The sequence below is a fragment of the Nonomuraea sp. NPDC050153 genome (assembly GCF_044460125.1).
Taxonomy (GTDB): domain Bacteria; phylum Actinomycetota; class Actinomycetes; order Streptosporangiales; family Streptosporangiaceae; genus Nonomuraea.
In genome coordinates, this window is sequence record NZ_JBITJQ010000032.1 from 72261 (window position 1) to 87205 (window position 14945).

Annotated in this window: 14 protein-coding genes; 9 read left to right on the top strand and 5 right to left on the bottom strand. The window is 71.6% G+C overall.

All coding sequences use genetic code 11. From position 1 onward, the window contains the following. Window positions 1-70 precede the first annotated feature (70 nt). The 4 genes from ACIBQ1_RS48065 to ACIBQ1_RS48080 are packed head-to-tail and all read left to right on the top strand — an operon-like array spanning window position 71 to window position 3416. Window positions 71-820, top strand: a complete 750-nt coding sequence (locus ACIBQ1_RS48065; protein WP_397288258.1) for an SDR family NAD(P)-dependent oxidoreductase — start codon at window positions 71-73, stop codon at window positions 818-820. Window positions 821-845: 25 nt separating this feature from the next. After that, window positions 846-2045 carry a cytochrome P450 gene (locus tag ACIBQ1_RS48070; RefSeq protein ID WP_397288260.1) on the top strand — a complete coding sequence of 400 codons (1200 nt, stop codon included), beginning with the start codon at window positions 846-848 and terminating at the stop codon, window positions 2043-2045. Between the two features lie 19 nt (window positions 2046-2064). Then, the gene (locus ACIBQ1_RS48075) at window positions 2065-2265 is read left to right on the top strand and encodes a ferredoxin (RefSeq protein WP_397288262.1); all 201 of its coding nucleotides are present in this window, start codon (window positions 2065-2067) and stop codon (window positions 2263-2265) included. After that, the gene (locus ACIBQ1_RS48080) at window positions 2262-3416 is read left to right on the top strand and encodes an NAD(P)/FAD-dependent oxidoreductase (RefSeq protein ID WP_397288264.1); all 1155 of its coding nucleotides are present in this window, start codon (window positions 2262-2264) and stop codon (window positions 3414-3416) included. Before ACIBQ1_RS48075 ends, ACIBQ1_RS48080 begins: the two co-directional genes overlap by 4 nt. Window positions 3417-3613: 197 nt before the next feature. Here ACIBQ1_RS48080 and ACIBQ1_RS48085 read toward each other — a convergent pair whose 3' ends face one another. Beyond that, window positions 3614-5062 carry an MFS transporter gene (locus ACIBQ1_RS48085; protein WP_397288266.1) on the bottom strand — a complete coding sequence of 483 codons (1449 nt, stop codon included), beginning with the start codon at window positions 5060-5062 and terminating at the stop codon, window positions 3614-3616. A gap of 101 nt (window positions 5063-5163) precedes the next feature. Between ACIBQ1_RS48085 and ACIBQ1_RS48090 the strand changes: the two genes are divergently transcribed. Next, window positions 5164-5595, top strand: coding sequence for a MarR family winged helix-turn-helix transcriptional regulator (locus ACIBQ1_RS48090; RefSeq protein ID WP_397288268.1), 432 nt, complete (start codon window positions 5164-5166; stop codon window positions 5593-5595). A gap of 58 nt (window positions 5596-5653) precedes the next feature. Here the strand turns inward: ACIBQ1_RS48090 and ACIBQ1_RS48095 are convergent, their stop codons facing one another. Then, on the bottom strand, window positions 5654-6523 hold the full coding sequence (locus ACIBQ1_RS48095) for a glycerophosphodiester phosphodiesterase (RefSeq protein WP_397288270.1): 870 nt from the start codon (window positions 6521-6523) through the stop codon (window positions 5654-5656). A 356-nt stretch (window positions 6524-6879) separates the two neighbouring features. Further along, on the bottom strand, window positions 6880-7653 hold the full coding sequence (locus ACIBQ1_RS48100) for a FadR/GntR family transcriptional regulator (protein ID WP_397288272.1): 774 nt from the start codon (window positions 7651-7653) through the stop codon (window positions 6880-6882). Window positions 7654-7777: 124 nt separating this feature from the next. Here ACIBQ1_RS48100 and ACIBQ1_RS48105 point away from each other — a divergent pair, with 124 nt between their 5' ends. Genes ACIBQ1_RS48105 through ACIBQ1_RS48120 form a run of 4 tightly spaced genes read left to right on the top strand, consistent with a single transcriptional unit; the run spans window position 7778 to window position 12786 of the window. Further along, window positions 7778-9127, top strand: coding sequence for an ABC transporter substrate-binding protein (locus ACIBQ1_RS48105; protein WP_397288274.1), 1350 nt, complete (start codon window positions 7778-7780; stop codon window positions 9125-9127). Further along, window positions 9124-9996, top strand: coding sequence for a carbohydrate ABC transporter permease (locus ACIBQ1_RS48110; protein ID WP_397288276.1), 873 nt, complete (start codon window positions 9124-9126; stop codon window positions 9994-9996). Before ACIBQ1_RS48105 ends, ACIBQ1_RS48110 begins: the two co-directional genes overlap by 4 nt. Then, complete coding sequence (locus ACIBQ1_RS48115) at window positions 9983-10864, top strand: carbohydrate ABC transporter permease (protein ID WP_397288278.1); 882 nt, start codon at window positions 9983-9985, stop codon at window positions 10862-10864. The genes ACIBQ1_RS48110 and ACIBQ1_RS48115 overlap by 14 nt, the downstream gene beginning before the upstream one ends. Window positions 10865-10884: 20 nt before the next feature. Further along, window positions 10885-12786, top strand: coding sequence for a hypothetical protein (locus ACIBQ1_RS48120; protein WP_397288280.1), 1902 nt, complete (start codon window positions 10885-10887; stop codon window positions 12784-12786). Between the two features lie 19 nt (window positions 12787-12805). Here the strand turns inward: ACIBQ1_RS48120 and ACIBQ1_RS48125 are convergent, their stop codons facing one another. Then, window positions 12806-14074 (bottom strand): SGNH/GDSL hydrolase family protein, encoded by a 1269-nt coding sequence (locus ACIBQ1_RS48125; protein WP_397288281.1) that lies wholly within the window; start codon window positions 14072-14074, stop codon window positions 12806-12808. Window positions 14075-14252: 178 nt separating this feature from the next. Continuing rightward, complete coding sequence (locus ACIBQ1_RS48130) at window positions 14253-14945, bottom strand: TetR/AcrR family transcriptional regulator (RefSeq protein WP_397288283.1); 693 nt, start codon at window positions 14943-14945, stop codon at window positions 14253-14255.

The window sequence follows — 14945 nt, forward strand, 5'->3', positions numbered from 1 at the left end:
GTATCGTAGCAACCGGACAACATTGTCCGGTTGTGGCCGGCCGAGCGGCGGCTGAGGAAAGGACGGGCTCTTGAGCACATTCGACGATCGCGTCGCCCTGATCACAGGTGCGGGGTCCGGGATCGGCCGGGCGATGGCCGTGGGGTTCTCCAAGGCGGGCGCCCGGGTCGTGGTCTGCGACATCGACAAGGAGGCGGCGGAGCGCACCGCCGAGGAGATCGGCGAGGCGGCCGTCGCGGTCTCCGCCGACATCTCCGACGAGGCGTCGGTGGCCGCGCTGACCGAGGCGGCGATCGGCGCGTACGGCCGCGTCGACGTGCTGTGCAACAACGCCGGGATCATGGACACGATGGCGCTGCCCGCCGACATCCCGGTCGAGCTGTGGGAGCGGGTCCTGCGGGTGAACCTGACCGGCACGTTCCTGGTCACCCACGCGGTGCTGCCGCACATGCTGCGCCAGGGCGGCGGCGCGATCGTCAACACCGCCTCGGAGGCCGGGATCCGCGGCGGGGCGGCCGGCGCCGCCTACACCGCGTCCAAGCACGGCGTGGTCGGCCTGACCCGCAGCGTGGCCTGGGCGCACGCCAAGGACGGCATCCGCTGCAACGCCATCCTGCCCGGACCCACCATGACCAACATCGCCACGAACGCGTCCTTCGACCCCACCGGCGCCGCCCGGCTCGGCCCCGTGCTCGCCCTCGGCGAGCGGATGGCCCAGCCGGAGCAGATGGCCGACGCCGCGCTCTTCCTCGCCTCGGACGCCGCCTCGTTCGTCAACGGGGCGATCGTCCCCGTCGACGGCGGCTGGTCGGCGGCCTGACCACACCCAGCTTCCTGGAGGAGATTTGAGCAACGCCCCGCACTACCCGTTCCCCGCCCCCGGCGCCCTGGAGGCACCCGCCGAGTGGGCCGGCCTGCGCCGGGGCTGCCCGGTCGCGCCGATCAAGCTGGCCAGCGGCGACGAGGCGCTGCTGCTCACCCGGTACGCCGACGTGAAGCAGCTGCTGTCGGACCCCCGCTTCACCCACCATCTCGTGGCCGACGACGCCGCCAACATCACCTCGAACGAGTCCGGCGGCGTGTTCGGCAACGAGGGCGGCGCCGGCGTGAAGGGCGAGGCCCACCGGGAGTGGCGCAAGCTGATCGGCAAGGCCTTCACCGCCAAGCGCGTCTCGGCCATGCAGCCGGGGATCGAGGCGATGGCCGACCGGCTGGTCGACGAGATGGTCAAGCAGGGCCCTCCCGCCGACCTGGTCGCCGGTCTGGCGTTCCCGCTGCCGGTGTGGGTGATCTGCGAGCTGCTCGGGGTGCCGGAGTCCGACCGCGACAAGTTCGCGTACTGGTCGGACACGCTGCTCAGCCTGACGAAGTTCACCCAGGAGGAGATCGACGCCGCCCAGGCCGAGTTCGCCGCGTACATGCGCGCGCACGTCGCGGCCAAGCGCGCCGAGCCGGGCGACGACCTGATCAGCGAGCTGATCTCGCTCGTGGGCGCGCTCGACGGCCAGGTCACCGAGGAGGTCATGCAGATGACCGCCAAGGGCCTGCTGGTCGCGGGCCACGAGACCACCGCGAACATGATCGGCAAGATGGTCGCGATGCTGCTGGCCGACCGCACCCGCTGGGAGCGGCTGGTGGCCGAGCCGTCGCTGATCCGCCCGGCGGTGGAGGAGTGCCTGCGGTACGACGCCAACTTCGGCTTCGGCATCCCCCGCTACATCAGCGAGGACGTCGACATCGCCGACACCACGCTGCCGAAGGGCACCACCGTGGTGTGCAGCCTGTCGGCCGCCAACCGCGACGAGAGCGCGTTCGAGGACGCGGCCGACATGGACCTGACCCGCTCCCCCAACCCGCACCTGATCTTCGGCGCCGGGCCGTACGCCTGCCTGGGCCAGTCGCTGGCCCGCACCGAGCTGCAGACCGTGCTCAAGGTGCTGCTCAACCGCCTGCCCACGCTGGAGCTGGCCGTGCCCGCCGAGGAGCTGAAGCGCCGCGAGGGGCTCGTCGTCGGCGGTCTGCGGCAGGTCCCGGTGCGCTGGTAGAACCGAAAGGAACCCTCTCATGAACGTCACCGTCGACACGGACAAATGTTGCGGGGCAGGGCAGTGCGTGCTGCTCGTGCCCGAGGTGTTCGACCAGGGCGAGGACGACGGGATCGTGATCCTGCTGGACCCGTCGCCGGCCGAGCCCCTGCACGCCGCCGTACGCGAGGCCGCCGACGTCTGCCCGGCCGCCGCGATCACCCTGGACGGGCAGTCTTGACGGACGTCCTGATCGTGGGCGCCTCCGCCGGCGGCCTGGCCGTCGCGGAGGCGCTGCGCCGCAAGGGCCACCAGGGTGGCCTGACCGTCCTGGGCGCCGAGCCGCACCCGCCCTACGACCGCCCGCCGCTGTCCAAGCAGGTGCTGGCCGGCGCGTGGGAGAGCGAGCGGGCGCACCTGCGGGCCGGGACCGAGCTGGACAAGCTGGGCGCGCGGTTCATCCTCGGCGACCCGGCCGTGCGGCTGGACCCGGCGGCGCGGGAGGTGTCCGCCGCGTCCGGGCGGACCCTGCGCGCGCAGGCCGTGGTGCTGGCCACGGGGCTGACCCCGTCCCGGCTGCCCGGCCAGGACGGGCTGGCGGGCGTGCACGTGCTGCGCACCCTGGACGACGCGCTCGCCCTCCGCGCCCACCTGCTCGAAGGGCCGCGCCTCGTCGTCGTGGGCGAGGGCGTGCTGGGCGCGGAGGTGGCCGCCACCGCGCGCGGTCTCGGCCTCGACGTCACGCTCGTCGGCCTCGGGCGTGCGGTCCTGGCCGACCAGCTCGGCGACCCGGCCGCCGCGCTGCTCACCAGGCGGCACGTCGAGCACGGCGTCCGGCTGCGGCTCGGCGTCGCGGTCGAGGGCCTGGCCGCCGAGGGCGGCCGGGTCACGGGCGTACGCCTGGCGTCCGGCGAGCTGCTGCCCGCCGACGCGGTGGTGGTGGCGATCGGCTCCCGCCCCGCGACCGGGTGGCTCGGCGACAGCGGGCTGGCTCTGGGCGACGGCGTGGAGTGCGACTCCCGCTGCCGCGCCGCCGACGGCGTCTACGCGGTGGGCGACGTGGCCTCCTGGCAGCACGAGGGGCTCGGCCGGCGGCTGCGGCTGGAGAACCGGACCAACGCCGTCGAGCAGGCCCAGGTCGTGGCCGCCAACATCCTCGGCGAGGACGTGTCCTACGCGCCCGTCCCGTACTTCTGGACCGACCAGTACGACGTCAAGATCCAGGTTCACGGGCTGCCGTCGCCCGAGGCGGAGGTGAGCGTGGTCGAGGGCGACCCGGAGCAGAACCGCTTCGTCGCCCTCTACCGGCAGGACGGGGTGGTCACGGCGGTGCTCGGCTGGAACATGGCCAAGGCCGCCCGCCTCCGCCGCGGCCGGCTGGGCACGGCGTAGCACGTCTGCCGCTGACGTACCTGCCGGGCTCGTCCCTGCCTGCCGGGCTCGTCCCTGCCTGCCGGGCTCGTCCCTGCCTGCCGGGCTCGCCCCTGCCTGGCGGGCGCCTTGCCTGGCGGGCCACCTGACCGGCGGGGCACCTTTGCTCGGCGGGCCTTTCGTGAGGCTCGCCGGGCAGGGCGTCCCAAGTGCCGGGGTCAGCGGGCGCGGACCTCCTGGTCGGTGTCGGTGGGCAGGCCGGCGGGCTGGGGCGCGGCGGCGCGGCGGCCGGGGATGGTCAGGACGATGAGCGCCGCCACCAGGGCGACCCCGCCGCCGATGAGGAAACCGGCCCGGAACCCGATCTCCGACGGCACCGTCACCGATCCGAGGTCGACCGTCAGGTTGGCCAGCACCGCCCCGAGCACGGCACTGGCACAGGACGTGCCGATCGAGCGCATCAGGCTGTTGAGCCCGTTGGCGGCGGCCGTCTCGGTGCGCGGCACGGCGCTCATGATGATGGACGGCATGGCCGCGTACGCGAAGCCGATCCCGGCGCTGACCACGGACGAGAAGATCAGGACGCCCCACGCGTGGCCCATCAGGGCGAGGGCCAGGAGGTAGCCGGAGGCGATGACGAGCGTCCCGAGCAGCAGGGACGTCTTGGGCCCGCGAGCCCCCGACAGGCGAGCTGCCACCGGCGAGATCGCCATCATGACCAGCCCGGCGGGGGCCATCCAGAGTCCGGCCTCGACCATCGACCGGCCCAGGCCGTACCCGGTGGCCTCGGGCAGTTGCAGCAGCTGAGGCGTGATCAGCGACATCGCGTACATGGCGAAGCCGATGACGACGGAGGCCAGGTTGGTCAGCAACACCTGGCGCCGCGCGCTGGTGCGCAGGTCGATCAGGGGGGCGGACACGCGCAGCTCCCACCATCCCCACAGCAGCAGGATCACCGCCGAGGCGGCGAACATGCCGAGCGTGATGCCGCTCGTCCAGCCCCAGTCGCTGCCCTTGGAGACCGGCAGCAGGAACAGCGCCAGGCCGGCCGCCAGTCCCACCGCCCCCACGAAGTCGAAACGTCCCGGCGACTTGACCGGCGACTCCGGTACGACGATGAAGATGAGCACGCACATCACCAGGCCGAGCCCGGCGGCCCCCCAGAACAGCGCGTGCCAGCTCACGTACTGGGCGACGAGCGCGGCGGCGGGCAGGCCGAGCGCTCCGCCCACGCCGAGCGAGGAGCTCATCAGTCCGATGGCCGAGCCGAGCCGCTGCGGCGGCAGCACGTCCCGCATGATGGCGATGCCCAGCGGGATCACGCCCATCCCGAGCCCCTGCAGCGCGCGGCCGATCACCATGGGGGTCAGCGAGTTGGCGGGGGCGCACACCAGGGAGCCGAGGGCCAGCAGGACCGCGCTGACGATCATGACGCGGCGCTTGCCGTACAGGTCGCCGAGCCGCCCCGAGACGGGCATGGCGACCGCGCCGGCCAGGAGGGTCGCGGTGATGGCCCAGAACGCGTTGGCGGCCGTGGTGTGCAGAAGAACCGGCAGGGTCGCGATCAGCGGCACCATCAGGGTCTGCATCAGCGAGACCGTGATGCCCGCCGCCGCCAGCACGCTGATGATCGCTCCACTGGACTGTGCGGCACGCGTTGAACTCATGAGTCCCCCGTATCTCGCAAAATTATATGCACGATGCATATGGTATGTATCCTACACATCCCCATATAGGCGGATATTCTGAGCGCCGTTGGGAGGTATCCATGCGCGAGGAGATCGTTGACATCGAGCGCGAGCTCATGCTCATCGGCCGATACAAGGAGCTGGCGTCCATGTCCGCGCCTCCATCCGAACGTCGGCTGGAGCGCGGCAGCAGTTACATCCTGCTCAGCCGCCTCGAGGCCGAGGGGCCGATGTCGATCGGCCAGCTCGCGCAGGCGTTCAGCCTCGACACCTCCACCGTCAACCGGCAGACCGCGGTCCTGCTCCGCGAGGAACTCGCCGAACGCATCCCCGACCCCGAGGGCGGGATGGCCCGCAAGCTCCGCATCACCGAGGAGGGGTTGCGGCGCGTCGCCGGGGAGCGCGCGTACCGGATCCACGGCCTGGCCACGGTCCTGAAGGACTGGACCCCGGAGGAACTGGCCGCGTTCGCCCGGGGTCTGGCCCACTTCAACGCCAGCATCGAGCACTGACCACCGCCCCGGCCACGGCCCTGGGACCCGCCGCACCCGGGAGCCGCCGCGGACGACCTCACAGCAGGCCTGCGCCTGCCCTCATGACCATCCGCATGGCCCGGCGCTTGACGGCGTCGAGGCTGTCGGGCCGCTCGGTCATGATCCCGTCCACGCCGTACGACATGAGGCGGCGGATGACGGCCCGCCGGTCCGTCGTCCACGTGTAGACCCGCATGCCCTGCTCGTGGACCTGCTTGACGTAGGTCGCGGTGAGGCCGGCGTGCGGCACCGTGACCGCGTCGGCGAACTCGGCCAGCTCCGCGAGCCGGTCGGCGGCCGGCTTGCCGAGCAGCGAGATGGGAAGGTCGGGCATCATGGCGTGCAGGGACCGCATCGACTCCCAGTTGAACGCCTGCACGGCCAGCCGCTTGCCGGACCACAGGCTCCGGTGCTTGCGCAGCTCGGCGACCACGCGTTTGTCGATGTCCGGGTTGGTCGGATCGTGCTTGATCTCCAGCAGCAGCCCGACCTGGCTCTTGCTCAGCGCCCGCAGTCCCTGCTCCAGAGTGGGCACGCCCTCGCCCTTGAACCGGGCGGAGAACCACGAGCCGGCGTCCAGGCGCTGGATCTCCGCGAGCGTGAAGTCGGAGACCCGCCACGGGGACCGCCCGGGGAAGACCTGCTCGACATTGGTGGTGCGGGCCAGCGTCGGGTCGTGCATCAGGATGAGCCGGTGGTCCTTCGTCTGCTGGACGTCGAACTCGCACATGGTCGCCCGCTGGGTCCGGGCCACGGTGCAGGCCACGATGGTGTTCTCGGGCGCGTACGCGGATCCGCCCCGATGCGCGATGTTGTCGACCTCCCACGGCGCGGCGGAGGCGGCGCTCGCCATGACGGCCATGACGGTCATAGCGGTGATGACGACGGCACCAAGCGGACGATACATGGGCCCTCCTCCGGCCAGGCCCCTACGCGCACCCCGAACCCGACACGGGCCACTTATGTCGAGTTACGTCGAAAAGTGCCCACTAATGGCAGCAAAGAGCGGTTCGATACGGCGTGTCGCGGATGTCAGCACGAACTTTTTGCCGACGTGCCGGACCCGCCGCCCCGGCCTGGGCGGTCATGCCCTTCTTGTCCCGGTGCTCCGCCACCACCCGGAAGTCGTCGACCGAGCCCTGCCCGGGGAGGCGCCGGTTGCCGTCCATGTTGTGGGCGGGACCGCCGTTGGGCATGCACTCGCGTACGACCGTCCTCGGGTCTCACCCGTCCAGATGGAGCCGGACCCGCGGATCTATGGCGTCACGGGCGGCGGCGGTTCCAGGAGTCGGTGATGTGCCTGCGCATCGCGGCCGCCGCCCCCTCCGGGTCGCCGGCCGCGATCGCGTCCTTGATGGCCTGGTGCTCGGCCAGCGTCTGGCGCATCACGGCCTCGTTGTACTCGCCGTGGTAGAGCATGCTCGTACGGGCCTTGTCGTGGATGCTGTTGACGATGGCCCGCCCCAGCCGGTTGCGTGACGCGGCCATGATCATGTCGTGGAAGCGCACGTCGGCGGCGGCGAAGTCGGGCGTGGAGGCGAGGTTGGCCCGCATGACCGCCAGCTCGGCGCCGATGCGCTCCTCGTCGTCGGGGGTGCGCGCCAGGGCGGCGGCCGCGGCCATCTCGGCCTCCAGGGCGGTGCGCACGGACACCAGCTCGTCCAGGAACGTCACGTTCTCGTCGTGCGCGATGACGGCGGTGAGCACGACGTCGTCGAGCAGGTTCCACTGCCGGGGGTCGGTGACCTGGGTGCCGCGGCCGTGCTCGATCCTGACCAGGCCCTTCTCCTGGATCACCTTGACCGACTCGCGGATCACCGTCCGGCTGACGCCGAACTCCTCGCAGAGGTCGGCCTCGGGCGGCAGCGCCGAGCCGGGCGGCAGCGCCCCCCGGACGATGTCGTCGACCAGCTGCTCGACCACGGTGGTGCCCAGCTTGGCCCCGCGGACCCGGCGCGGTGGCCGCTTGCCGGCCCTCTCGGGCGGCTGCGAACCCCGCGTCGAATCCCACGGCCCCGTCGTCGCGTGCTGAGTCAACGCATCCTCCCGTCCGCCCGAACGCCCTTCAGTGTAGGGCATTGTGAATACGTCACACGTATGATGTCATATCCCGAAACACGGCGTTTACGTACCTCAAGCCGCCTTGTCCGAAGGAAGCCCCATGAGACGACGCACCCACCTGGCGGTCACCGCGGCAGCGGCCCTGCTCGCCGTCGCGGCCTGCGCTCCCCCGAACGCCCCGAGTCCCGCGAAGACGACCGGCGCCGCCGCATCGCGGTACGGCTTCGCCCCCGCCGAGCAGAAGGACGGCAAGCTCCTGGTGTGGGTGGACTCCACCCGGCTCGACGCCGCGAAGGCGTACCAGAAGGCGCACCCCGACGTGCAGCTGGACATCGTCACCTACGACGGCAACGCCAACGGCTCCAACACGCTCAAGACCAAGGTGCAGCTGTTCGACCGGGCCGGCGAGGGCTGGCCGGACGTCGTGTTCACCACGGACAACAACACCGCGTCCTGGGCCTCGCAGGGCGACAACGCGTTCGTCGCCCCGCTCGACAAGGGCCTGCTCGACGACGCCACGCTGAGCGGCTTCGCCAAGGGCGCGCTCGACGTGTGCACCGTGGACGGCACGGTCTACTGCCTGCGCAACGACCTGGCCCAGGTCGTGCTCTGGTACAACAAGAAGCTGCTCGACAAGTTCGGCTATTCGCTGCCCACCACCTGGGAGGAGTACCAGGCGCTGGGCGAGAAGGTGGCCGCCGAGCATCCCGGCTACCTCATCGGCACGGCCGGCGACGCGTGGGCGCCGGAGATCTACATGTGGGGCGGCCAGTGCCCGGCCAACCAGGTCACCGGGCCCAAGGCGATCACGGTCAAGGCGACCGACGCCGCGTGCGTGCGCACCGCGAAGATGATGGACAAGCTCGTCGCGAACAAGACCATGTCGATGTCGCCCCTGTTCGGCCCCGAGTTCGCCAAGAGCCAGGGCGACAAGGTGCTCATGCTGCCCGGCCCGGCGTGGTACGGCGGCGCGGTGTTCCAGGGCACGCTCAAGACCCCGAAGGGCGAGCTGGCCGTGGGGAACGCCCTGCGCTGGTCCGACCAGAGCACGCCGGTGACCGGCAACGTCGGCGGCGGCACCTGGTGGCTGTCGCGGCACAGCGCGCGCCTCGACGCGGCCAAGGACTTCCTCGGCTGGGTCGCCACGGCCGACGCGTACCAGGTCGAGCTCTCCCCCGGCTATCCCGCGTACACGCCCGCCGCGACCAAGTGGATCAAGAAGCAGCAGGACAGCGGCTACTACGCCGGCGACCTCGCCGGCCCGATCTCGGCCGCCGCCGGGCAGGTGTGGCCCGGGTGGGGCTCGCCCGAGTTCAGCCAGGAGGCGATCTGGGCCAAGACCGTCATCCCCGGGCAGACCGCGGGCAAGACGGTCGAGTCGCTGCTGCCGGAGTGGCAGACGGCCATCGAGCAGCAGGCCCAGGTCTTCGGATACCAGGTCACCAAGTGACCGGATCGAGGCTGCGGCTCTCCGCCGGGCACGTGTTCGTCTCCGGGTACGTGGTGCTGCTGGTCGCGTTCGGCATCGTGCCCACGGTGTACGCGCTCAACCTGGCCTTCACCGACGCCCGCGGGGCCTTCGCCGGGTTCGCCAACTTCGTCAGGACCGCGCAGGACTACCGGTTCGCGGCCGCCGTCGAGCACGTGGCGACGTACCTCGTGCTCTGGCTGGTCACCCTGACCGTGCTGGTCCTGGTGCTCGCGCTGCTGGTGCACCGGCTCACCGCGGGCTGGTCGCGGGCCGCGCTGCGGTTCGTCTACTACGTCCCGGGCGCGCTGGCGGGCGCGTCGAGCGTGCTGCTCTGGCTGTTCATGCTGGACCCGTCTGTAAGCCCGGTGGCCGACCTGGTCCGCGCGCTCTGGGGCGAAACGTTCGTCCAGGTGATCTCGCCGGGTCACCTGCCGTGGATCTTCACCGTGATCGCGTTCTGGACCGGCGCGGGCGGCTGGATCGTGGTCATGTACGGCGCGCTGAACACGATCCCCCACCAGCTCATCGAGGCCGCGCGGGTGGACGGCGCCGGGCCGGTGAAGATCGCGCTGCGGGTGCAGCTGCCGATGCTGCGCAAGTGGATCGTCTACATGCTGATCCTCTCCCTGGCGGCGGGCACGCAACTCTTCGTCGAGCCGCAACTCGTCTCCCAGGCGAGCTTCGGCGTGGTGGGCAACGACTACTCCATCAACCAGCTCGCGTACCTGTACGCCTTCAACCAGAACGACTTCAACGGCTCCGCGGCGATCGCCGTCGACCTGCTCATCGTGGCGCTGTGCTGCGCCGGGCTGTTCGTCGCGCGGGGAGGTCTCTTTGACACGGACTGACCCCGCGCGGGCTGTCGCGAAAGTGCTCGTCGTCGCGTTCCTGCTGGCGTTCGCGGTGTTCTTCGTCGTGCCCATGCTGTGGCTCCTGCTCGCCTCGACCAAGAGCCCGGCCGACCTCGTCCACGGCGACCCGCTCTCGCCCGGCTCGCTCGGCTCCCTCCTCGCCAACTGGCGGCACCTCATGTCCTTCCAGGACGGCGCCGTGCTGACCTGGATGGGGAACTCCGTCACGTACGCCGCGTTCTCCGTGGCGCTGACCCTGCTGGTCAGCATCCCCGCCGGCTACGCGATGGCGCTGATGCGATTCACCGGCAGGCGGCTGCTGCTGATCGTCACGCTGGTCGTGATGCTGATGCCGGGCACCGCACTGGTGCTGCCGATCTTCCTCGAACTCAGCTACGCCGGCCTGGTCAACCGGGCCGCCTCGGTCGTGCTGCCGATGTCGTTCTTCCCGTTCGGCGTCTACCTGACCTACATCTACTTCTCCACCAGCGTCCCCGGCGAGCTGCTCGACGCGGCGCGGCTGGACGGGTGCGGGGAGAGCGCGACGTTCCTGCGGGTGGCGCTGCCGCTGGCCAGGCCGGTGGTCGCGCTGGTCGCGTTCTTCAGCTTCGTGACGAACTGGAACAATTTCTTCCTGCCGTACGTGATGCTGCCGGACAGCGACAACTACCCCATGCAGGTCGGGCTCACGCAGATGCTGGCCGCGACCCCCACGTTCAACCCCGTCGTCGGCGCCAACGCCGAGGTGCAGCCGCCCGAGCTGGTGCTGGCCACCCTGCTCTCCATCGCTCCCGTGCTGCTGGTGTTCCTCTTCTCCCAGCGCTTCCTGGTCGCCGGGCTGACCGCCGGCGCGACCAAGGGATGACCGCCTCTTCTAGGAGTTCCATGACCGTCGTGAAAGCGAGCGTCCCCGTCCTCGACCCCCCGGCGTGGGCGCTGGCCCAGCGTGCCCTGCTCGACCTGCTGGACAGCGGGTGGCGGCTGTTCTCCGACCGCTACACCCGGCCGGACGGCGCGCTGCGGTACTCCGGCCGGCTGTCCTCCCGAGACGGCGCGGACGACTTCTTCGAGCCGTTCTTCAACTGGCCGCAGCTCTACCTGCTGGGCGGCGCGGACGACCTCCTCGATCGCAGCGCCCGGCACTGGCACGGCGTCGTCGGGCAGATGACCGGGCTGGGCATGTTCGCCGACGAGTTCGAGATCGGCTACGACTGGTTCCACCAGGGCGAGAGCCTGCTCTTCACGTACTTCCTGACCGCCGCCGACCCGGGGGCCTGGGCCGGGCGGGCGACCAGGTTCGCCGACCTCTACCTCGACCCGGCCAAGGGCAACTACGACCCGGATCGCCGCATCATCAAGGCCCCGCACAACGGCAGCCTGGGGGCGCGCGAAGGCGTGTCCGGCTCGCCCGCGTACCCGTGGACGGAGGCGGAGGCCGCGCAGTACGGCTACCCGCTGGACTGGCTGGTCCCGGACGGCGCGCCCGTGCCGCCGCTCGCCGAGGACCCGCGCCTGGGCGCCGAGATGCAGCGCCGTCTCGGCCGGGGCGACGCGGTCGGCAACCTCAGCGTGGCCGGGCTGGTCTGCAACGCCTACCTGGTCTCGGGGGACGAGCGGTACGCCGCCTGGCTGCGCGAGTACGTCGGCGCCTGGCAGCGCCGGGCCGAGGAGAACGGCGGCGTCGTCCCCGACAACGTCGGCCTCGACGGCGTGGTCGGCAGCCTGCTCGACGGGCGCTGGTACGGCGGCCACTACGGCTGGACCTGGCCGCACGGCATGTACAGCATCGGGCAGGCGGCGGCCGTCGGCGCCCTCAGCGCCGCCCTGGCCACCCGCGACGACGACTACCTGAACCTCGTCAGGTCACTGCTGGACGCGGTCATCGCCAGGGGCGTGAAGCTGCCGTTCGACGACAGCGACTCGGCCAACCAGGGCCGCTGGCGCGCCCACCTCGGCCCCGACGTGGCCGTGCCGACGCTGCTGGTCCCCTACCGGCACAGCGACAAGGGCTGGTTCGACTACAACCCGGTCCAGACCTCGGTGCCGCTCGCGCTCTGGCACCACACGGGCGCTCCGGAGGACCGCGCCCGACTGGACGCGCTGCGCGCCGCGACCGGCTACGACTGGGCGACGGTGCGGCCGTTCCGCGACAAGGAGGAGGCCGGGCACGAGGAGCCCTGGTACGCGTACCTGCGCGGCGACAACCCCGGCTATCCCGAGCGGATCCTCGCCGCCGCGCACGCCCAGGCCCGCCGCCGCATCGCCCTGCTGCTCGCCAACGCCGACCGCGACCTGCCCGAATCGGACATCCACCTCTGGCAGAACGTCAACCCCGTGGTGACCGAGGCCCTCACGCAGCTGATGTGGGGCGGCCCGCAGGTCATCTACAACGGCGGGCTGCAGCAGGCCAGGGTCCGCTACTTCGACGCCGCGCGCCGCCGGCCCGGCGTCCCGGACCAGGTGGCGGCGCTCGTCAGCTCGATCGAGCCCGAGGCCACGGTGGTCACGCTCGTCAACCTCTCCGCCACCGCCGACCGGGTGCTGATCGTGCAGGCGGGGGCGTTCGGGGAGCACGACATCGCCGGCGTCGCGGCCACGGCCGCCGAGCCGGACTGGACGGGCCACGACACCGAGTACGTCCACCGCGAGCCGGCGCGGTCGGTCACCGAGACCGCGGTGCACGGCCCGCACCTGACGGTGGAGCTGCCGGCCGGCACCACCGTCACCCTGACCCTGCGCCTCCGCCTCCACGCCTACCGGCCGTCCTACCGGCAGCCGTGGGACTGACAGCCCCAGTCGCGGGCGGCTACCTGTGCAGCAACCGCGCGGGCACCGCGTCCGCCAGCGCCTGGTAACCCGTCGGGTTCAGATGCAGATGGTCGCCCACGTCATAGGCCGCGAGCATCCGCCGGGGATCGGCCGGATCCCGGAGCGCCCGGTCGAAGTCGATCACCGCGTCGAACGCGCCACCGGTGCGGATCCAGTCGTTGACCGCCTGCCGGGCCGCCTCGCGATGCCCCTGGGCATCGTCGTAGAAGCTGCCGCCGAAGGGCGTGATCGTGGCCCCGTACACCTGGATGTCCTGCGCGTGGGCGCGCACGACGATCTGGTCGTAGGCGGCGATCAGCTCGTCGGCGATCCGCTTCTGGGCCTCCTGGGTGGCCTCCGCGGTGCCGATGTCGTTGACGCCCTCGAACAGGATCAGCCACCTCACGCCGCTCTGCGCGAGCACGTCGCGGTCGAACCGGGCCAGGACGCTGGGCCCCAGCCCGTCGTTGAGCACGCGGTTGCCGCCCGCCGCCTGGTTCGCGAAGGCGACGCCGGCGGTGCGGCGGTCGGCCTGCAGCCGGTCGAAGAGCTGGTCCGGCCAGCGGTTGTTCTGGTTGGTGGTGGAGCCCCTGCCGTCGGTGAGCGAGTCGCCGACCAGGGCGAGCGTCGAGGTGGCGGGCTTGGCCCAGACCTCGAGGCCGCTGAGGAAGTACCAGTGGTCGACGGGGGTGGCGCCGGCGAGGTCCGCCGCGTCGGCCTGGTTGCCCCGGGCGAGGTAGGAGGTGGTCCGGGAGCCGGGGTGCGAGGTGATGCTGGTGGAGGCCTGGCCGTCGGCCAGATAGAGGGTCACGGTCAGTACGGTGCCCGCGGCCAGCGCGAGGTCGAGCGGGTCGGACACGACCTGCGCCCCGACCGGCACGACCGTCGAGGGGCGGCCGAAGAACGTCACCGGCCGGACGGTCTCCGGCTGGATCGCGCTCACCCCGGCCTTCCCGCCGCTCGGGAGCGCCACGGTGACGCGGGTGACGGGCAGCGGCGCGCCGCCGAACGCGTTGGACAAGCGCAGCCGGAACCGCTTCCCACCGGCCGACACCCGCAGGGTCTGCCGCACCGTGCTGTCGGCCAGGACCAGGTTCTCCTGCGTGTACGGCGCGGGCGGCATGTTGCCCGGCTCGGTGAGCTGCGGCATCGCCGTCCAGGTGGTGACCCAGTGCCCACCGGGCGACGCCGCCCCGTCGGCTGCCCCGGCCGTGCCCATGGCGAGTCCCAGAACCGCGACGATGGCCAATTTCAGCGCCCTACCCATAGACCGGCCTCCCGAAATATTTCGGGCAGATATCGAATATTTCGGTAGGGAAGGTACGACAGGTTGTCCTCGCGGTCAACGCCGGGGGTGAAACTTTCAGCGCCGATGCCCTGCCGTCTCACGCACCGCCGCCGAACAGCCAAGTCGCGGCGCCCGTGCCTTCAGCCCTGCCCGGTGGTCAGCGCGGGTCTGATCGCAGGGCGCCGAGGAGGCCGCAGACGGCCGTGACGAGGTCGTCGCCCAGCCGCCTCCAGGCCGTCGCGGCGAACGCGGCGGTGGCGTGCCCGGCGGCCAGGTCGCGTCCCAATGCGGTGGTGTTGCCTGTGGCCAGGTCGCGTTCTAGTTCGGCGCACATGTGCACGATGAGCACGCGGGTCATGGCCTCCCGCCGTGCGACCCGGCCGGGGTCGGGCTCGACCGGCCCCCGCGTGGCGTCGTACAGGCGGCGCAGGGACGGCCGCTCCAGGTGCACGCTGACGGCGTACTCGCGCAGCGCGGGCTCGACCACGACCTGGGCGAGGAAGCGGCCGTACCAGGAGGGGACGCCCAGGTCGATGTGATGCTCGATGTGAGGCAGGACGACGCAGCGGATCCGGTCGCGCGTCGACATCTCGCCGGGCTCCCCGAGCCGGCCCAGCATCGCCAGCCGGTGCGCCTCCATGGCCTCGGCGTGCTCGGCCAGGATGGCCTTGACGAGTTCGTCACGGGAGGTGAAGTGATACTGCACCGCGGACTTGTTGCGCTGCCCGGCGGCTTCGCCGATCTGCCGGATCGACACCCCGGCGAAGCCCTCCATGGCGTACAGGCGCTCCGCCGCCCGCATGATCGCGCTCCTGGCGCTCACCGAACGCGCGGAGGCCTGGACCGTCAT